This is a genomic window from Citrobacter sp. T1.2D-1, assembly GCF_950098555.1.
Taxonomy (GTDB): Bacteria; Pseudomonadota; Gammaproteobacteria; order Enterobacterales; family Enterobacteriaceae; genus Citrobacter_A; species Citrobacter_A telavivensis.
Window position 1 is genome coordinate 1 of sequence record NZ_CATNHH010000018.1, and the last position, 19,097, is coordinate 19,097.

The 19,097-nt window shown below is 46.3% G+C and carries 23 protein-coding genes; 9 read left to right on the plus strand and 14 right to left on the minus strand.

Annotated features, from left to right (window positions below):
- The 3 genes from QQZ17_RS15095 to QQZ17_RS15105 all read left to right on the plus strand — a co-directional run.
- Positions 1-109: IS3 family transposase (locus QQZ17_RS15095; protein ID WP_131023897.1), on the plus strand; the 109-nt coding region annotated here is incomplete at its 5' end.
- Positions 72-407 (plus strand): hypothetical protein, encoded by a 336-nt coding sequence (locus QQZ17_RS15100; RefSeq protein ID WP_187696673.1) that lies wholly within the window; start codon positions 72-74, stop codon positions 405-407. The genes QQZ17_RS15095 and QQZ17_RS15100, both read left to right, overlap by 38 nt.
- Entirely contained in the window at positions 404-682 is a 279-nt protein-coding gene (locus QQZ17_RS15105; protein ID WP_042999146.1) for a hypothetical protein, read from the plus strand. The genes QQZ17_RS15100 and QQZ17_RS15105 overlap by 4 nt, the downstream gene beginning before the upstream one ends.
- A gap of 83 nt (positions 683-765) precedes the next feature.
- On the opposite strand, the gene QQZ17_RS15110 is transcribed toward QQZ17_RS15105, so the two are convergent.
- The 9 genes from QQZ17_RS15110 to QQZ17_RS15150 all read right to left on the minus strand — a co-directional run bounded on the left by QQZ17_RS15110 (position 766) and on the right by QQZ17_RS15150 (position 7,337).
- Positions 766-1,449 (minus strand): hypothetical protein, encoded by a 684-nt coding sequence (locus QQZ17_RS15110; RefSeq protein ID WP_042999145.1) that lies wholly within the window; start codon positions 1,447-1,449, stop codon positions 766-768.
- Positions 1,450-1,579: 130 nt separating this feature from the next.
- Positions 1,580-2,533: a DUF1281 domain-containing protein gene (locus QQZ17_RS15115; protein ID WP_000493293.1), complete on the minus strand. Its 954-nt coding sequence runs from the start codon at positions 2,531-2,533 to the stop codon at positions 1,580-1,582.
- Positions 2,534-2,624: 91 nt separating this feature from the next.
- A complete protein-coding gene (locus QQZ17_RS15120; protein WP_042999144.1) occupies positions 2,625-3,617 on the minus strand; it encodes an ArdC family protein in 993 nt (330 codons plus the stop codon).
- Positions 3,618-3,713: 96 nt separating this feature from the next.
- Positions 3,714-4,337: a hypothetical protein gene (locus QQZ17_RS15125; RefSeq protein WP_042999143.1), complete on the minus strand. Its 624-nt coding sequence runs from the start codon at positions 4,335-4,337 to the stop codon at positions 3,714-3,716.
- Between the two features lie 81 nt (positions 4,338-4,418).
- Positions 4,419-4,727: a hypothetical protein gene (locus QQZ17_RS15130; RefSeq protein ID WP_032676630.1), complete on the minus strand. Its 309-nt coding sequence runs from the start codon at positions 4,725-4,727 to the stop codon at positions 4,419-4,421.
- A 154-nt stretch (positions 4,728-4,881) separates the two neighbouring features.
- Positions 4,882-5,247 carry a hypothetical protein gene (locus QQZ17_RS15135; RefSeq protein ID WP_042999142.1) on the minus strand — a complete coding sequence of 122 codons (366 nt, stop codon included), beginning with the start codon at positions 5,245-5,247 and terminating at the stop codon, positions 4,882-4,884.
- Between the two features lie 88 nt (positions 5,248-5,335).
- Entirely contained in the window at positions 5,336-5,752 is a 417-nt protein-coding gene (locus tag QQZ17_RS15140; protein ID WP_000559511.1) for a hypothetical protein, read from the minus strand.
- A gap of 456 nt (positions 5,753-6,208) precedes the next feature.
- Complete coding sequence (locus QQZ17_RS15145) at positions 6,209-6,454, minus strand: hypothetical protein (protein WP_042999141.1); 246 nt, start codon at positions 6,452-6,454, stop codon at positions 6,209-6,211.
- Positions 6,447-7,337 (minus strand): integrase domain-containing protein, encoded by an 891-nt coding sequence (locus tag QQZ17_RS15150; protein WP_042999140.1) that lies wholly within the window; start codon positions 7,335-7,337, stop codon positions 6,447-6,449. Before QQZ17_RS15150 ends, QQZ17_RS15145 begins: the two co-directional genes overlap by 8 nt.
- 167 nt (positions 7,338-7,504) lie before the next feature.
- Between QQZ17_RS15150 and QQZ17_RS15155 the strand changes: the two genes are divergently transcribed.
- Positions 7,505-7,720 carry a hypothetical protein gene (locus QQZ17_RS15155; protein WP_125093457.1) on the plus strand — a complete coding sequence of 72 codons (216 nt, stop codon included), beginning with the start codon at positions 7,505-7,507 and terminating at the stop codon, positions 7,718-7,720.
- 612 nt (positions 7,721-8,332) lie between these two features.
- Here the strand turns inward: QQZ17_RS15155 and QQZ17_RS15160 are convergent.
- The 5 genes from QQZ17_RS15160 to dsrO form a co-directional block, all read right to left on the minus strand.
- Positions 8,333-9,010 (minus strand): hypothetical protein, encoded by a 678-nt coding sequence (locus QQZ17_RS15160; protein ID WP_053263390.1) that lies wholly within the window; start codon positions 9,008-9,010, stop codon positions 8,333-8,335.
- Between the two features lie 131 nt (positions 9,011-9,141).
- Positions 9,142-9,723, minus strand: a complete 582-nt coding sequence (locus QQZ17_RS15165; RefSeq protein ID WP_152406005.1) for a hypothetical protein — start codon at positions 9,721-9,723, stop codon at positions 9,142-9,144.
- Positions 9,724-9,732: 9 nt separating this feature from the next.
- The gene (locus QQZ17_RS15170; protein ID WP_042999137.1) at positions 9,733-12,759 is read right to left on the minus strand and encodes a molybdopterin-dependent oxidoreductase; all 3,027 of its coding nucleotides are present in this window, start codon (positions 12,757-12,759) and stop codon (positions 9,733-9,735) included.
- On the minus strand, positions 12,756-13,763 hold the full coding sequence (locus QQZ17_RS15175; protein WP_046494316.1) for a hypothetical protein: 1,008 nt from the start codon (positions 13,761-13,763) through the stop codon (positions 12,756-12,758). The genes QQZ17_RS15170 and QQZ17_RS15175 overlap by 4 nt, the downstream gene beginning before the upstream one ends.
- Positions 13,764-13,766: 3 nt before the next feature.
- Entirely contained in the window at positions 13,767-14,537 is a 771-nt protein-coding gene (dsrO, locus tag QQZ17_RS15180) for a sulfate reduction electron transfer complex DsrMKJOP subunit DsrO (protein ID WP_042999135.1), read from the minus strand.
- 186 nt (positions 14,538-14,723) lie between these two features.
- On the opposite strand from dsrO, the gene QQZ17_RS15185 reads away from it, so the two are divergent.
- The 5 genes from QQZ17_RS15185 to arsC are packed head-to-tail and all read left to right on the plus strand — an operon-like array spanning position 14,724 to position 19,030.
- Positions 14,724-15,074, plus strand: coding sequence for a transcriptional regulator (locus QQZ17_RS15185; RefSeq protein ID WP_042999134.1), 351 nt, complete (start codon positions 14,724-14,726; stop codon positions 15,072-15,074).
- 46 nt (positions 15,075-15,120) lie between these two features.
- Positions 15,121-15,483: an arsenite efflux transporter metallochaperone ArsD gene (gene arsD / locus QQZ17_RS15190; RefSeq protein ID WP_046494310.1), complete on the plus strand. Its 363-nt coding sequence runs from the start codon at positions 15,121-15,123 to the stop codon at positions 15,481-15,483.
- Positions 15,484-15,500: 17 nt separating this feature from the next.
- Positions 15,501-17,252, plus strand: a complete 1,752-nt coding sequence (arsA, locus tag QQZ17_RS15195) for an arsenite efflux transporter ATPase subunit ArsA (protein ID WP_042999132.1) — start codon at positions 15,501-15,503, stop codon at positions 17,250-17,252.
- Positions 17,253-17,299: 47 nt separating this feature from the next.
- Positions 17,300-18,589 carry an arsenite efflux transporter membrane subunit ArsB gene (gene arsB / locus QQZ17_RS15200; protein ID WP_042999131.1) on the plus strand — a complete coding sequence of 430 codons (1,290 nt, stop codon included), beginning with the start codon at positions 17,300-17,302 and terminating at the stop codon, positions 18,587-18,589.
- Positions 18,590-18,601: 12 nt separating this feature from the next.
- Positions 18,602-19,030 carry a glutaredoxin-dependent arsenate reductase gene (arsC, locus tag QQZ17_RS15205; protein WP_042999130.1) on the plus strand — a complete coding sequence of 143 codons (429 nt, stop codon included), beginning with the start codon at positions 18,602-18,604 and terminating at the stop codon, positions 19,028-19,030.
- The last annotated feature ends 67 nt before the right edge of the window (positions 19,031-19,097 follow it).

The following is a 19,097-nucleotide window of genomic DNA, read 5'->3' on the forward strand; positions in this document are numbered from 1 at the left end:
TGATTACATCGAAATGTTTTATAACAGTAAGCGTCGGCATGGTTCTAGCGATCAGATGTCACCGACAGAATATGAAAACCAGTATTATCAACGGCTCGGAAGTGTCTAGATTATCCGTGGCGATTCAAACAGTCCAGATGGTGGAGTTTGTTCTGCCGTACCTTATTGCTGATGAGCGAAAAGAAAAATCATTAATGATTTATAACTACCCCGCGGTGGACTGCTACCACAGCTTCGTTTTTAATATCGAAACAGGTACATATGGCATCGCCACAGATCGCTTTATGTCACGTCAGGAAACGATGGAGTTTCCCTCACTGGAATTCGCACTTCGTCATCTCCAGGCAAACACCTTAATAGACGATGTAGATAAACGGAAAAGCCTGAACGATGAGGTGACGGAATGAAAGATGTGTACTGGGTAGTCGAAGCCAACGGGAAGGAAATTGGCGCTATGACACTGGATGAGTTTGAAGACATCCAAAAGTCCGTGAAGGCAAACTGGTTGAACAGGATCGTTGCCGTTATCAGGTTTTTCTTTTTCCCTGCATATAAGAAAACAGGCCTGTATTTGCCTGAAATTGAAGAGGAAGTAAAAGCACTTTTGCAGGTCAGAACTGATGCTCCGCTAACCATTAAATTCGTTCGCGGAGAAATGCCATCTCAGATAAGACTACTATAACGGCCAGTAGCAAGATGCTGCCTCATCAACCATTCAATCTCTATACCCAATAAAAAAGCCCCCGGGAGGGAGCTTTTTATTATTCAGGCGGCCTGATTCAGGACATGACGTAAACGACCGGGCCAGTTGCCCTGGTAATGCGCAAACGTATGCAACACACGACGGCGTTCATCGCAAAGAGAGTTGCCAATAACCACTTCACCTGGCACTCCACACAGCGTTAACTGAATATAAGCCATCCCCGCAGCCAGCGGATCGATATCAGTAGCTGAAACCCACAAATACCGGTGTGGTGAATAACCGGCATCGCGCAGCACAGTGGCAAATGCGAGCACCATACATCCTGCGCCACAGGCTGGCTCCGCCAGGGTAATAAAAGGCTTGTCCGCAAAATTATCAGCAACGTTGCCGAGTTGCATGCGCGCCATCATGATGCCCACATCCCATGGGGTAAAAAACTGACCACGATATTTATCACCCAGTTCGAGCTGCATGAAAACCTGTCCAAGAAAATCCCCCGGTGAATCATCCAGCCCATTGACAACATGGGCCAGCAATTCTGCCATACGGACTACATCCTTCTTTTCATAACGTGCAACTATGTGTAGATATTTCTGCTCCCGCTTTTCGCAGAAACTGAGGGCATTCTGAAGAGCAATAACGCTGCAACTGATGAAGTCTTCAAAAACCTGATGTCGATGGTGATAACGAGCAGTCTGGTTGAAAAGCGAAATGAACGCCTTTTCATGGTTTATAAGATTTTTCATGCATGTCTCCTTTAACGGGAAACACGCCCCTGACGGGGAAACAGTGTTTCCCGTCAGGGTGAAAAAAAGCCACAACAAGTGTTGTGGCCAGTATGTTGAACCGGTTAGCCCGGGTTATCCTGGTTTAGTGTCAGGCCCGAATGCTCCCGTATTGTGCCGCTGGCGCCGCATATGGCGTTACCGCTGTGGTTTCCGTAGAGACAAGGTACATTCTTGCTGTTTCACCGTTGCTCAGTTGCTGCATTTCTTCCGGCCAGGGGCCACTGTCAACGTGATCACCGCGGTCAAAACAGTTATATCCGGAAAAACCTTCATCCACTGATTTCCAGTAATGACGGATCTCACAGTCAAACAGCTCTGACATCTCACCCATAACCTCTCCAGATGGCGGGTACCAGGGGGTATCGAACGTCAGTAATATCGTGCCCAGTGATTCACGGCTCCAGTTGGCTTTATGACCAGCCGGGAACTCCACACCATACAGCTGCGTGTAAAGATCTGCAGTTGTGTTAAGCCCCCGGAACAAACCACTGTTACCGTTCAACTCAGTTGCAAGACGTGACGGCATTATCATCAGCATATCGCAGGGACAACTCGCGGCCGGCATTATACTGAGCCATTCCCAACGCTCCTGCGGATCGAACTGTTCCCCGAAGCTGGCAACACCAAACCAGTCAGCATAGTGAACAGCCATCAACTGGGACATTATCTGGCGCGATGAAACTGGAATACTCTCCCATTTAAGTGTTTCCAGGCCGGACTGAACCCAGATCTTCTCCATACGTGCAATAGTAGCGCTGTCGAGCCACGCATCCTTTTCCATTAATTCCAGGAAATGCTGGAACGCCTGGTTTGCCGAAGTAGAAGCCCCCGTACCGGCGGCCGTAAGCATCGGATAAGCAGTAAACTCTGTCGCTTTTGTTGGCTTAAGTATCCCGGCACATCCAGCAAGAAACAGCTTTATGGCCTGCCGTATGGCATGTCGATAACGCGGAGTTTCAGTGCCGGCAATCCAGGACTGCATCACGTCAATACAAACAGATTTCGCAGTGATTTCCAGACGGTTTTTGCACCATGAAAACATAGTTATTACTCCTCTTTAGTTTAGACAGAGGGCATCTCCCTGAGGAGATACCCTCAGGGGATGCTGATGACCAGGGCCATCAAGTTTATTGTTAAGCAGCCTTGTTCTGTTCCGGTTGTCGGTTCAGTGGCTGCAGTAAAAATTCCGACGCTTCCCGGGCAAACCGGCAGGCGCGGAAAAAGGCTTTTTTATCGTCACGAAGTACCTTCAGCCAACTGGCCAGATAGCTTTCATGTTGAACATCACCGTAAATACCCAGCTCTGCACAAAGAAAAGCACTGCCGGTTTCGGCAATAAGCTCCTCAAAGGCGTAAACCGGATCACCGAATTTTCGCGAAGAAGATGTTATCCCTTCACGGCTAAGGCGGCGGCTGTGGCCGGTTGCATGAACCAGTTCATGCAGTAGCGTGGACCAGTAATCAGCTTCAGAATTAAACTGCGAAGTCGTAGGCATCACAATTCGATCGGTTGATGGCTGATAATACGCCCGGTTTTGTCGGTACGATGTGCAAACCACACCGGTTGCATTCAGTACTGACAGTACCTGCCCCTGTTGTTGTTCACTGAGTATGGAATGCCGCTCCTCTTCTGCCTCTGTTGGCGGCATGCCGGCAACAGCATCCGGCAGTCCATCACACTGGGCGACATTGAAAAGTTGCAGCGGCTTCAGCATCGCAAGCGACTCCATGACGGGATTACCGTCTTTATCGAACAGCTTGTTATCGTTGCCATCCGTCGCCTGTTTCTCAAACGGTTTGTAGATAATGGCCATCGAGCTGGTTTCACCCTTGCGCACCTGACCACCCACGGCTTTCGCCTGCTGGTATGTCAGCCATCGATCGGATGGAAATCCCCGCTCTTCAGCAGACATCCACAGCAAGGGTATATTCACTCCGCTGTAATGGCGGCCGGTTGTGGCATTCACCGGTAACGCGCTGCCATGTACGTTCTGTGCAGAACGCCACGGCCGGCGCCACGGTGGAACCCCTTTTCCCAGGGCAGCAATGATTTTGTCGGTGACCTGCTGGTAAAGATCGGCTTTCTGAGCCGGCGCGGCCTTACGGCCGCGAATGGATTTGTTCATAAGGATGCAACCTGTAAAAAAGGGCGCATCCTCCCCGGGGGCGGAAGAATGCGCCACCGGGAGTGGAAAAAAGTCAGAGATAGTCAGTAATACAACCTAACGGCGGGTTGCCGCGTAACGGAAAGAGCCATCAGACATCACCTCGCTGACGCTGCTGCGCACGCTGCGAACCGCACTCTCAAATATCGCGCGATCAGCAGGTTTTGCCCGTTTACAGTCGAGACGGATTACCCTGTCAAGCACATACAGCGCCTGCGAGCGCCAGCTCAGACGTTCCGCATTCCCCACACAGGCAGGTAAATGCCGGAGAGACTGATCGTAGAGCCAACGAATATTGCTGCGATATTCCTCCACCAGGACATACACCTTTTCTGGCGGACGGGTCTCTTTACGAATTGTCATACCAGTCCCCAGTGGACCGGCCGATGGCATCATAAAAAGATCGTGGTGTTCGGTCAGAACGGCGTCGAATTTGCTCTGCTCCATAAAGGTCTGAAAAGCGTATTCCTTCCCGGGAATTAACAGGTCTGCATTTTCCGACCAGTTTGCATCTTTCGAGGGATTACAACCTTCCGCCCATGCCCTGAGCCATTCGCCGGGGTTTCGGTCATCCGGAACCCGGATGTATATACCAAGGTTCTTTTCAAGCAGCAGTGGCCTTTGCATACCGCCCTGCTGTGATAAAAGAGGGCGTAATTCGGTTGAGGTAAAGCGAATCATCAGGACTCCTTAAATTAATAAGGAGGAGACTTCCCCTGGAGGGAAGGTCCCTCCGGGAAGTGTTAATCAGTCAGAACTGATTCAGTCGAAACGGTAACGCAGCCAGGCCATCTGCTGCGCCATCTGCCGTCCCGCCCGTAAAGCCTTACGTGCGGAGGCAAACTGACCGGCGCTGGCCAGTTGCTGATACTGCCAGTCACGCGAACTGTAGCCCGTTCTGCGTGAAATGATGGCGGTAAAACCCCCTTCAGACTGAACGACCTCGGCGCGGAAACTGCTGTGACCGCTACGGTTGGTGAACCATTCGGCCTGCTGCTGCCGCATTGCTTCTGAAATGCGGCTGAGGACGCGCGTGGTATGGGTGATAAACAACAGTATTATACTGCTCATGGTTTTCTCCTTAGTTAATGCGGAGAAAACCATCACCGCAGATGCAGGGAGGTTGTCCCCGCATGGGTTGGTACATCAGTTATAAGCTGGCTTCATTCAGAAAACACAACCACCTCCGTATGGAGAAAGTCCCCATAGGGTTCAGTGCATCACGTCAGAAATCAGCATCGCTGCGTTCCATAGACAGAAAGGCCTCTTCGTCTTTGACTGCGCTTTTGTAGAAATATATCCAGGCTTCTTTATCAATACCTTCTGCCATGCGGCAGAGGTCGTTAAAGAATGCCTCCCATGATCCCGGTATAAGTTTTCGAACATACAGTTCAGCCAGTTCCCGGGCAACAGAAGCCATATCCCAGACATAATACGGAAAGCCGTCTTCATCTGTCCCGGTATTTAGGTCAAGGCGGCGAAGCGCTGCGATACTCAGCAGCTCGCCTTCCGCTTTAGCCAGTGCAACTTTGTGAGCATTACGCTCGCTGGCACGGATGTGAAAATCTTCGGTGAGAATTAACTCGTTCATAAAGGATTCCTTAAAGAGTTGTGGAATCCTGTCCCTGACCGGGACAGAAGTCCCGTTAGGGTGAGAAAATCTTCGACTAATAAGGCCGTCAGGCGATGTCTGAGAAATGGGCGCTCTGATAAAACATTTCGCGCAATTGCTCTGTAGCTTCGTCCAGCTCTTTTTCCTCGCGAGACCTGGTAACGCCCTGAAGAAAAGCTGTACTCCAGTGAAAACTGTGAACATCTGTCCCCAGAAGCGTAAGCTCGCTCACTGCTTCTTCGACAAAGGTATGTTTTATGAAGCCATGCTCAGTTGCAAAACCAACTGTATGCGCGACATGTCTGAGAAAAGTCAGGTAATCAGGAAGGCCGTCAGCAGGAACCTGAGGATCTGCGTCGACCATGAGTTTGTTATCCAGACGAACGTTAAGCTGAGTTTTTACGTAATCCACAATGATTTTTGCAGAAGCGGGTGAGTCACAACTCAGTAACGCGAGCGGATTGATCATTCTGGTGTAATGCATGGGTACGATTCCTTATGAAAAAAGGGAACCGTCCCAAAGGGAAAGTATCCCTCAGGGTGAGAATCAGGCCAAAAATGCCGGATGAGTAAATCAGGTGTTTGGTAGTGTGAAGTGATGTAGAAAAGGACCTTAACCTGTAATCAGGTTCCTGTTTGCAAAGGTTAAACAGGTTTGAACCGCCCGAAAGCGCCATCTCTCAGGTTATGATGGCATTGGCATGTGATTACCCGAAGGCGCCTGTCTCAAATCACTCAGGCATTGGCAGTTGTCAGAGACAACGTTAGCAAATTAAGCGTACACAATTCCCGCACCTCAGGCAATAGTGTCAACGCAAAGATCTTCCCACATTGTGGTTTGAACCAGGACGATGAAGCCCTTAACGGAAAGTCACTACTGCTGAGAATATCCTGAGAAAATGTGTCATGTTTAAATTGACCAGAAAAAAGGATCATATTTTTACATTTCATGAGCGTTTTCTTTTTCTCTCAGTGATTTCCTGAAAGTTTCAGACAGTGCGCCACGGATGAAATACAGACAGGCATCAGTACGGGTAAATTTGTCTCCGTAATGCGCATGAACCTCCTGTGAACAAGCCACCTCGTAATGCCCCCTATCGATAATACGTGAAATCCTTTCCTTCCATCCCAAAAACACACGACCAATAACCAAATCCTCACCAGAAACAAAAATGCTTTTACTCATTACCCTCTACCTTATTATAAACACGAGCCACGTATTGTCCCCTGCCATCGCCATGTCCCAAATCCATTGATGCCAGAGCCTGTGCCTCTTCTTTAGTGAAACCTCTTTTCATATGATAATTCATGACATCAACAGAGTAGGCATAGCGTAAACTATGAGGCGCATATTTTCCTGTTAATCCGGACTCACGGACAACATTGCGATAACGTTCAATAGCCGTATGTAATGATGGCTTATCAATCAACTTTCCATTATTTTCATTCAAGTGTTTAAGGGACGCATTGATTGCAGCCAGAGTTGATTCACGATCTAATACCGTTGTATCTCTTGGTCGTCCTCCTTTTGTCCCAAATACAACACGTATTTTTTCGTCACCATTGAGTAAAGCTTTTTTCCAGGTACGCAACGATTTAGCAGACTGTACTGTTTCTTCTGTTCTTAACCCGAGTAATCTGGATAATCTCATTGCACATGCAACGCCATCATCCTTTTGCTCTACACTCGTCAATACCTGCCGAAAATAAGCATCGGGAATAGCAACCTTAGTTCCATCCCGGCTCGTTTCCGAAATACCCAGAGCCTGATTGCTCAGTTTATCATGAGAAGGATTTGCCATGAATGTTTTCCCCGCAACACGTAACAAAGCCCGGATAGCTGCCATTTCGTTCTGAAGTGTGCGTCTGGAAATATCTTCAGAAAGGCGGCTCTTCATATACAACTCGATATGCCCCGTCTTGATATTTTTAATATCTCTGATTTGAACATTAAGTTTTAATAAACGTTCGGCAAACCTGTCCGCAATTTTCATTCGGTCAGAAACGGTTTTAAAACTTCCCCCTGCCTGCCTGGCAAGCGTTTTAAGATTTTTATTCAGTTTTGCCATAAACAACCCTCCATTTAAACAGGTGTCAGTGCTTTTCCGTCTGCGTGAACGGAAAAGCACTGACACCGGCTGCGCCACAGCTACAGACGATGAATTTCACCCCGACGGCACGGTTTATGGTTGTGCTTCCTGCGTCTCGACAGATATCTGTGCATCGGGGCGGCGAAATGTTGAGTTATTGCGAAGCTCCCCAGGTCTCTGACCTGTTCGCGGTTTGCACCGGGCTGAAATTAATCAGTCTGCTTCCACACACCAGTATGTTGACTGGTGTCGCCATCGATATCGTGTCGATTTTCTCCTTTCAGAATGAAGTCCTTACCCGTTTTTACGAGAAAGACGTTTGGTTGATAAATGAACAAGAAGTGAATGAAGTACGTTTTTAAGGCCCTTAAAACCTTTAAGTACGTGTTGGTCAGTTGGTAAAAAAGTTGTCGAAATGGCAGTGCGTCAGCTCTGCCTGTTATGCGCTGCGCGCGTCACTTGGTACTCGTTTCACTCGTGCACAAGTGACGCCGCGCTCCTCTGCTCTCAATGCAGTCGTGGAAGATGCCCAAATGTTCCAAATGGTCATACCCACGCCGCAAAGTTCGCAACGGCCAGCAGCGTCATAAAGAGTGAAAACGATAAGAAAATTGCGGCCAGACAACGGCTGCAAGACGTATCTGAAAAACAGATACAGAAGTGAAAGGGACCTTCATCGCCAGATTCAAACTGTATGCGATCTTCGTTTTCAAAGGGTAAACGAAGTTACCGCCCGAAGGCGCCACCTCTCAGGTCACGGTGGCATTGGCATGGCGATCACCCGAAGGCGCCTCTCTCAGATCGCCGAGGCATTGGCATGTTGCATACAACGCAACGGTACAACGAGCAAGATATTAGATCGGAGCGTGATCCTTTATCAAGTTTTTATCTGTGACATGGAAGACGAGTCTGCAGGAAACCCTCCAAAATTTGAAGGGTACCTTTAATGATTTACATGTAATCAATAGTCACCTTTATGATGGATTCTCGACGATGAACTTATCATAAATATCGTCCAGACCAGTGGCCAGACTATGGTAAAACTCCGTATGATATTCCCCATTACATGAGTACTTTATAATCCATCCATATGAAAAGTCTTTCGTTGTATATTCAATATCTAAAATTGTCACAGAACTACCGAAACACAATAAACGTATAAGTCTGTTAAATCTGTTTAAATACTCAACTGAATTTATCTCTACATCGTAATTACTTTCTATATGACCTATTCGATCAGCAATAAACCAAGTTTCTGATAACATGCCTTTAATTGTTGATGGAAATAACCTACATGCCATCAAACCATCAATAATATCCTCATTGAATGATACGCCCTGGCAGTTTATTTTCGTTCTGACAGAACCCAGAAAATAAAAAATGAATCTTAAATAACCACGACATTTATCATAATTCCATCTCTGAAACTCGCAAACTTCGTATTTTGTAAAAGATACACCATTAACCGTAGATGTATAGCTTAATATAAATCCGACATACAACCTGGAATGTTTTTCTTCAAGTTTCTCAGCGTTCTCAAAAGATACATTATTTGCCTTAACTACAGAAACCTTAAGATCAGAATGTCGGAATGATTTATCCAATATCAATATACTGATTGGCTCAGGCGCTTCAGCACTTGTTCCAGACACTGCCCCTAACCATTAAGGATTGAATCGCCACAGAATACCAAGTAATGCGCCAACCTGGTAAGCACTGAGAGCCAGATTAATATTTTAATCTGGCTCTGTTTCTGAGAATATCTATGTAGTTACATTTTGGTTCAAGAATCAATCGAAAGTAAATAATCAAGTCCTGACAAGCACTCCTCCAGACATTCAGCTACGACTTTAATATAGGGTTCAGTTTGGCTGCCTAATAAATGGGTATACCCCTGTAGAGCAGGTAAGTGTGCACATATAAATCCCTTTAAAATACTCCAGGTCTCGGGGGTGTTTAAATTTTTATTTGTCAGCACACAACTTATAAAAAGCAATTCCACACCAAAATGGTCACCAGGAACATGTTTATGTACCATCGGCAATTTGATGTTAAGCATAGAGGGAGCAAAATTGAATTTTTGATAGAAATCCTCTTCTTCTGCTCCCCCATCAAAGCTTGCTGCAGGAAATTGCCAGATGTCTCCATGACGTAAGCCATTACTAAAGACATGATTATAGGGTGGACAAAACAAACCAGATTGTGGGAAGCAGAAATAGTCATAAAACGCCTGCTGACATTCTTTAATCGCAAGGTTTTGCCCTGTACATTGCTTTATCCAGTCAATAAGCTCTTGTTCAGGGCTTTTGAGTAGTAAGGATCCAGCAATATCACAGGTTCTTCTCAACTCTTCCACTTCACACATACTTGCCCCCTACGCTTTGATAATTTTAGCTCGTGTATTAAAGAAACTGCTACTGCCACCAATTGGATCCATAAGCGGCATCCCCCATACATCTGGATCCAGTCGCATTATTGGATTTAAATTTATCCCCGCAGCCCGGATTTTACTGCCTTTAATTCGCTTCCCACCAATATCAATATCGGTTGCTCCGTAACCCCAATGGCCATAGCCAACGATAAAGCTGATCACTCCGGGTGCAACCCCATCTCTGAGTTTTACTTCACAACGCCTACGCCCTTCAACAGTTTCGACCCATACACTATCACCGGTTTTCAAACCGAGAGCTTTCCCATCCTCGGTATTAATTTCAGCCCAGTTTGTCGGCTGTATCTCTCGGATAAAACTGTTGGAAGACAGTCGGGACTGGGTCTGAAGTGCACTTTTTCGGGTCAATATTGTAAAATCCATACCTTTGCCCTGATCGAGCTCATCCACTTTTTTCCCCATCATAGTGAGAGATGGTTGCCAAAGTGCAGTTCCTGAAAAACGTTCACCGGTAAAACTATTTAGACCCTGAGCAATTTTTTCATTGTACATTCTGATACGATTATTGAATTGATTTTTCAATTGCGTACCATTCCGTCTGGTAGTAACTGGCTCAAAACGACCACCGCGTGACATTAAAAAAAGTACTTTTCTCCATTCATCAGACTTAAGACTACTGAAATACTTCTTCTGGTAATCTTCAAGACCGGCAATTTTTATATCATCATCAGTAGCATCCGATACTGGTGTTCCACTATAAGCAACGTTTGCAGTACCTTTCAGATAGTAATCCTCCATTTTTTCGAGAGGCCATAGAGTTCCATTACTGTCAGGGATAGCATTTTTCCCAAACCCAGCCATGTTTAATTTCGAAGCTATATCAATAAAGAAAGTCTCAAGACAAAAATGTTGTCCCGCCTGGTTTTTTCCAGTCAGCGGCTCGATAACGGGATAACGTACAGCAGTCCCCTTGACCATAGTTGCTTCAAGCATCGGATGCTGGACATAACGTTCCAGATATGTAATGTCAGGGATAATATAATCTGCATACATGCTGGTATCACTAACGACAATATCACTGGCAATAATTAATGGTATTTTTGTTGGATCACAAACCCCTCGAATAATATCTTCTTTACCCATGCCTGGAGCGCTGTATAAAGGCGTACACATATGCCACAACAGAATGTCGGCTGTATACGGATAACCTTCCAGTGCTGAAGGCAAGATATCACTGAAAATATCTTTAGTGAAAGGGAACCACGGCCTTTTAGCTGGGTAGGGGGCTTCGCCACGAGCAACCTTTGTCTTAAATTCAGTAGAATCTTCATAGCGAAAGCCATCTTCACGGGTAATTTTAATACCAAATTGAGCTGGCACCAGAGAAGGAATAGCAGTCAGGTCATATACCCCTTTGTCATAAGGGAATCCACCTCCCCCGAGGGAACCACCACCACTCCAGTTCAAATTACCGATTAAGACGTTCAACTGATTTATTGCAAAACCTGTATAATAACCGTTCGGGTGCTGTGCAATTCCACGATAAAACTCTGTGGATGCTTTTCGTCCATGCTTAGTGAACTCGTCAGCTAAATTGACAATATCGTCAATGCGAACACCACTGATATCGGCATAATACTCTAGAGAATAATCATTCGCTGATGTCTTTAATAAATGAAATGCTGTAGCAACCCCTATACCATTAACACTCCCGCTATAATCCAGTATTGCTTTAACACATTTTTCCGCTAATTCTGGAATACCAGTGAGATTAATTACGACACTGTCGTTACTGTCCCCCAAGGCAGCTTCACTAGAAGTAATAAATTTCCCAAAATTAGGATGTGTTTCATCGGTAATAATCAGATAACTGGCATCCGTGAAACAAGTTTCACCAGCATTTTTGGCAGAAGACTGATTAGGGTAACTTAAAAAATCCGTATTATGGCGATTATGATCTATAATCCAGCTTATCATCCCCATTGCGATAGCACCATCAGTACCTGGTCGCGGAGCAAGCCAGAACATATTTGGGTCATCCGTTATAGTTCGGGGTAATACTGGATCAATAACAGCAATTTTACAGCCCTTTGAACGCGCCTCTGCTGAGTATTTCCCTAATGTCTGCATAGGGAAATTAGCTTCTCCAGGCGCGGTTCCCCAATATAAAACAAACTCTGACTCACAAAGATCTGCTTTAAAATTATTATGCTCAGTATATACAGCACTCGTAGCAATGTGATGGCTTAATTCGCATATATTAGTGTGTTCGTAATTATTAACTGTGCCAAAGGATTTCGCGAAACGAGTCTGAAAATCTTTTCGCGTTTTAACAATACGTCCGCTTTGTATAACAAGCTTATTAGATACTCGCCCTAAGTCATGATTGTTATCATCAATCCATTCATCACGTTTTTCATATAATGCCCGGAATCCTTTTATCTCAAGGTTTTGACTAGCCTCATCACCTGTATCAGCGAAAATCTTTCCACCATTGACCACTTCATCGATCAGTTTTTCCCACTCAATAGGCACCCATTTATTACTTCCTCTCGGGCCAGAGCGCTTCAGGGGAACTGTCAGTCGATATGGGTCGTAAGCAGTTTGTAGACCCGCGTTCCCTCGGGCACATAGTGTACCCGGAGTATTGGCAGTGTCCACCACCGGGATATTCATATCCTTATAATCAATCAATGTGTTCGGATGATATGGATTACCCTGTAAGCGTTCCAGTTTTCCGGTTTTACGGTTCACTTTGGCTCTCAGTCCACACTCTCCATGACACTGAAGACATACAGAATGACGTACCATATAATTGGGATTTATAACATGCTGGCCAGTTTCTTTATCAAGCAGCCATTCAGGTTCAGTTGACTGACCATAAAAGGTTGATTTTGCTTGCTCTCCTGCATCTAAGAATGTACCTGCACGGTAAAATACTTTTCCATAAATACTGGCACCAACACCTACACCTAGCGCGGCACAACCTGTAAGAAAATGACGTCTGTTCATTTAATTTCTCCTCCTGTATGTGCCGGATATTTGTGTTGGAAATTCTCATAAAACAATATGACTAAAGCAAGAATACCTGCCATGAAAAATATACTACCAAAAGAATATAAATATTCTTTTGGTTCAGGGTGATAAGTAAAGACTCCGGCGCTGCTACGACTCGTTCCCTGCCCCCCAACCAACAAAAGAAAACGAACACCCCAGGCAGAGATAGCAGATAGAATAATGATAATTATGTAGTGGATTTTATTTTTAGATCTAATTACAGCAATCATAACGCAAGCTAAAACCAACGCTCCCACAGTAATTATCTGCGTTGCTAAATAGTTAGAATCAAGTAAACCAAAGGAGGTGCTGATAGTTTCTCCCGCAAAGACATGCCCCCACCATGTGAATAGCAATAAAATAAACATAGTAATAAGCATCACACCAAGCCCGCAATAAGATGAAATTACTGCCGGTTGTTCATTAGTATGTTTAGAAACTAAACTGTAGGCTATGAATCCAGTATAAAGTCCACTAAGTAACATTAAGACTGCAGACAGTGGGGTATTCCAGAGTGCAATACCATGCTCATTAGTCATGAATATTCCAGAGTACATCCCTAAAAATATTCCAGTTCCTATAAGAAGGATTTTCGTTAATTTATCAACGAAAACAGACAGCTTTAATGGCGTGAGTTGCAGGATTAGTAACAGGCAAAACAGGGGTAAAATCAGTACACCATATTTTATTATTGAACCGTACCAGTGTTCCCAACCATATATAAATCCATAAATTAACCGGCCGGGTTGCTGTACCTCTGCTAATACATTTAATATGCCTCCAAATGCTAATGCAAAAGCCAATGCCACAGGTAAAAGGTTAGTCTTTGACTGACTCCCCCAGTTAAGGAAGGACCAGATAACAGCGAGACCTCCTGATGCACCTAACAATAGCGAGTAATTAATAAAAAGCAAGCCAAATGGAGATTGATGTGCAATATTTAAAATGGTCGTCATCATGATTTACTCCTGATTTACCCAGGGGAGTTCCTGATCGAAAACATCAGAAAACTCTTTCGTCCAAGTCTTACTTTTTATTTCTTCTCCTACAGTCATTTCATTGTTTAACCCAATATAAAATACCTGAGGCTTGTTACCCGTTGCTGGATTCAAAACATTTGTTATATGCTCTGAATATAATTTATGCACTTCACTTTCTTTGTCATTCAGATCACCAAAAACCCTTGCTGCACCGACACAAGTTTCGACACAGGCTGGGACGAGCCCCTGTTCTATGCGATGCGCGCAAAAGGTACATTTATCAGCTGTTTTGGTTTCAGTATTAATAAAACGAGCATCATAAGGGCAGGCAGTAACACAGGCACCACAGCCCCAACAAATATCCTGATTGATAAGAACAATGCCATCATTGCGTTTAAACGTAGCACCTGTTGGACAAACAGGGACACAGCTAGGGTTTTCACAATGGTTACATAGACGCGGAAGAAACTGTCTTTTGGTTTTTGGATATTGACCAACTTCAATATCGGCGACCCAGGTTCTGAATTGCCCCGGCGGTGCGTGATTCTCGATTTTGCAACTGACAGTACATGCCTGACAACCCACGCATTTACGCAGATCTATGACCATACACCAGTGCTGTTTTTTTTCAGTAAGTCTGGGGGCTGCCTGAGTAGGAGCTATAACAAGCGCAGCTCCAGTCGCAATGGCTAATGTAGATATAAGTTTCCGTTTTTGGGAATCTTTTGGATAGTCGTCATCATCGGTATTCATAGTTACCCTTCAATTTATTGTTTACATAAATATGAATAAAAAGACATAACAAAAGAAAACAGAGGTAGTATGGGTGTACGAACTTGTCATTGTTTTGACATTTATCAAATACATTCGCTTATGCGTATATGTTGTTGATTTTCATCTCCGCTGGAGATATCGTTACCCAAACGAACAGGAGGAATGATGTCGCTTACTTCCCTACAACTCTTTAAGAATCTGTCTGATGAAACACGTCTGGGTATTGTTCTCATACTCAGAACCATGGGGGAGTTGTGCGTCTGTGATCTTTGCACTGCACTTGATCAATCACAGCCTAAGATCTCCCGGCATCTGGCAATGTTGCGGGAAAGCGGGATTTTGCTTGATAGTAAGCACGGAAAATGGGTTCATTACCGCTTATCCCCACACATTCCTTCATGGGCTGCGCAGATTATTGAGCAGGCCAGGTTAAGCCAACAGGACGATCTTCAGGCCATCGCCCGTAAACTGGCTTCAGTCAACTGCACTAACAGCAGTAAGGCTATTTGTATTTAAAAATTTGCCTGAATATATATGATTTTCCACATGTGAGGTGTTAAGGATGAAAACGCTAACGGTATTCGACCCAGCGATGTGTTGTAGCACCGGTGTCTGCGGTACTGATGTCGATCAGGCTCTGGTTGATTTTTCTGCGGATGTACAATGGCTTAAACAACGAGGTGTTCAGGTAGATCGTTACAATCTGGCACAGCAACCGATGAGCTTTGTCCAGAACGAGAAAGTTAAAGCATTCATTGAGGCTTCCGGTGCGGAAGGACTGCCACTACTGTTACTGGATGGCGAAACAGTGATGGCCGGACGTTATCCGAAACGGGCTGAACTTGCACGGTGGTTTGGGATTCCGCTGGAGAAAGTAGGATTAGCGCCTTCAGGCTGCTGCGGTGGTAATACTTCTTGTTGTTAAGTATGCCAGGAGGACAAATGAAATTTTTAGAAAATATACCCCCTTATCTGTTTTTTACTGGTAAAGGTGGTGTAGGTAAAACCTCTATTTCCTGCGCCACAGCGATCCGTCTTGCAGAACAGGGTAAACGAGTATTGCTGGTCAGTACCGACCCGGCCTCAAACGTTGGCCAGGTGTTTGGCCAGACGATAGGCAACACCATTCAACCAATAGCCTCTGTTCCGGGATTATCGGCTCTTGAGATTGATCCTCAGGCAGCTGCACAGCAGTACCGGGCCAGAATCGTTGACCCAATTAAAGGCGTCCTGCCTGATGACGTCGTTAGCAGCATCAACGAACAACTGTCGGGTGCATGCACAACCGAGATTGCTGCATTTGATGAGTTTACTGGATTGCTGACTGACGCCTCTCTGCTGACCCGCTTTGATCATATCATTTTTGATACAGCACCTACTGGCCATACTATCCGCCTTCTCCAGTTGCCTGGTGCATGGAGCAGTTTTATAGAGAGTAATCCAGATGGCGCATCTTGTCTGGGCCCAATGGCGGGACTGGAAAAACAGCGTGAACAATATGCTCATGCCGTTGAAGCGTTGTCTGACCCAACACGCACCCGACTGGTTTTAGTCGCGCGGTTGCAGAAATCAACGCTACTGGAAGTCGCCAGAACTCATCTGGAACTTGCCGCCATCGGTCTTAAAAATCAGTATCTGGTCATTAATGGCGTTCTTCCAAAAACTGAAGCCGCTACCGATACACTGGCTGCAGCAATATGGGAACGTGAACAGGAAGCGCTAGCTCATCTTCCCTCTGATCTTTCTGGCCTTCCAACTGACACGCTATTCCTTCAACCGGTTAATATGGTCGGTGTATCTGCACTCAGCGGGCTTCTCTCCACTCAGCCAGAAGCAGTATTATCTTCTGCAGACTACATTCAGCAACGTCCTGATATTCCATCGCTCTCTGCGCTAGTTGATGACATTGCCCGTAATGAACATGGTTTGATCATGCTGATGGGCAAAGGTGGCGTGGGGAAAACCACGATGGCTGCTGCCATTGCCGTCAGACTGGCCGAAATGGGATTTGATGTCCATCTGACAACGTCTGATCCTGCGGCGCATCTCAGCACAACCCTCAATGGCAGCCTTAAGAATCTGCAGGTCAGCAGGATCGATCCTCACGAGGAAACGGAACGCTACCGTCAGCATGTTCTTGACACTAAGGGAGGCGAACTGGACGAAGCAGGAAAACGCCTGCTGGAAGAAGATTTACGCTCTCCTTGCACCGAAGAGATTGCGGTCTTCCAGGCCTTTTCACGGGTGATTCGTGAAGCGGGTAAGCGCTTCGTGGTCATGGATACGGCACCCACCGGGCATACGCTACTACTGCTGGATGCCACCGGGGCGTATCACCGCGAAATTGCTAAGAAAATGGGCGATAAAGGCCATTTCACCACGCCAATGATGCAGCTTCAGGACCCGGAGCGAACCAAAGTGTTACTGGTCACGCTGCCGGAAACCACGCCTGTGCTTGAGGCGGCAAATTTGCAGGCCGACCTTGAACGCGCAGGGATTCATCCCTGGGGCTGGATTATCAATAACAGCCTTTCCATTGCCGATACCCGTTCACCGCTGCTTCGTCTGCGGGCACAACAGGAACTTCCGCAGATCGAGAGCGTTAAATTCCAGCATGCCAGTCGCGTAGCTCTTGTTCCTGTACTGGCGTCAGAACCGACCGGCATCGACAAACTCAAACAACTCGCTGGTTAATTATTGTCATTATTCGGGGCAGCTTTGCTGCCCTTTCGGGAGGTTATATGTTACTGGCAGGAGCCATTTTTATCCTGACCATCGTGTTGGTTATCTGGCAGCCAAAGGGATTAGGCATTGGCTGGAGCGCCACGCTGGGTGCCGTACTGGCTCTGGCATCGGGTGTGATTCATATCGCCGATATTCCGGTGGTGTGGAATATCGTCTGGAACGCCACGGCCACCTTTATTGCCGTCATTATCATCAGTCTGTTGCTGGATGAGTCCGGCTTTTTTGAATGGGCTGCCCTGCACGTTTCCCGCTGGGGCAATGGGCGTGGACGTCTGCTATTTACCTATATTGTTCTGCTCGGCGCGGCGGTGGCGGCATTGTTTGCCAACGATGGCGCGGCGTTAATTCTGACGCCGATCGTTATCGCCATGTTACTAGCGCTGGGGTTCAGTAAAAGCACCACGCTGGCGTTTGTAATGGCCGCAGGGTTTATTGCCGATACCGCCAGCTTGCCACTTATCGTATCGAACCTGGTCAATATCGTTTCGGCTGATTTCTTCCGTCTGGGATTCACAGAATATGCGTCGGTGATGGTGCCAGTGGATATCGCCGCCATTGTCGCCACGCTGGTGATGCTGCATCTTTTTTTCCGCAAAGATATCCCGCCCACTTATGAGCTGGCGCGACTGAAAGAACCCGCAAAAGCCATCAAAGATCCAGCAACATTCAAAACGGGCTGGATTGTTTTAGTCCTTTTGTTAGTCGGTTTTTTTGTACTCGAGCCACTCGGAATTCCTGTGAGTGCAATCGCGGCAGTGGGAGCCGCAATCCTGTTTGCGGTGGCCAAAAAAGGTCATGGGATTAACACCGGTAAAGTGCTGCGCGGTGCGCCCTGGCAGATCGTGATCTTCTCACTGGGGATGTATCTGGTGGTCTACGGATTACGCAACGCAGGGCTGACAGAATACTTGTCTAACGTGCTGAACGTACTTGCTGATAAAGGTCTTTGGGCTGCTACCTTAGGTACTGGCTTCCTGACTGCATTCCTGTCTTCCATCATGAATAACATGCCTACCGTGCTGGTTGGCGCTCTCTCTATTGATGGCAGCACCGCAACAGGCGTTATCAAAGAGGCGATGATTTATGCCAACGTGATTGGCTGCGATCTGGGACCGAAAATAACACCTATCGGCAGCCTGGCAACGCTACTCTGGCTGCATGTGCTTTCACAGAAGAATATGACCATCACCTGGGGATACTATTTCCGCACCGGGATCGTCATGACTCTGCCTGTGCTGTTTGTAACGCTGGCCGCGCTGGCGCTACGTCTCTCTTTCACTTTGTAATGAGATACTGATATGAGCAACATCACCATTTATCACAACCCGGCCTGCGGCACATCGCGTAATACGCTGGAGATGATCCGAAACAGCGGTACTGAGCCGACCGTAATTCTCTATCTTGAGAATCCACCTTCACGCGATGAGCTGGTCAAACTCATTGCAGATATGGGTATTTCAGTACGAGCCCTGCTTCGTAAAAACGTTGAGCCTTATGAAGAATTGGGACTCGCCGAAGATAAATTTACTGATGATCAGTTAATCGACTTTATGTTGCAGCATCCGATCCTGATTAACCGACCCATTGTTGTATCACCACTGGGAACCCGACTGTGCCGCCCATCGGAAGTGGTACTGGATATTTTGCCTGATGCACAGAGAGGTGAATTTACTAAAGAAGACGGTGAAAAGGTGATCGACGCACATGGGCAGCGTGTAATCAAGTAGTTCCATTTCACCAGGCAGCTCTATTTATTGCTGCCTGGTGACAGAGCTTATGCGATTTTTACTCAGA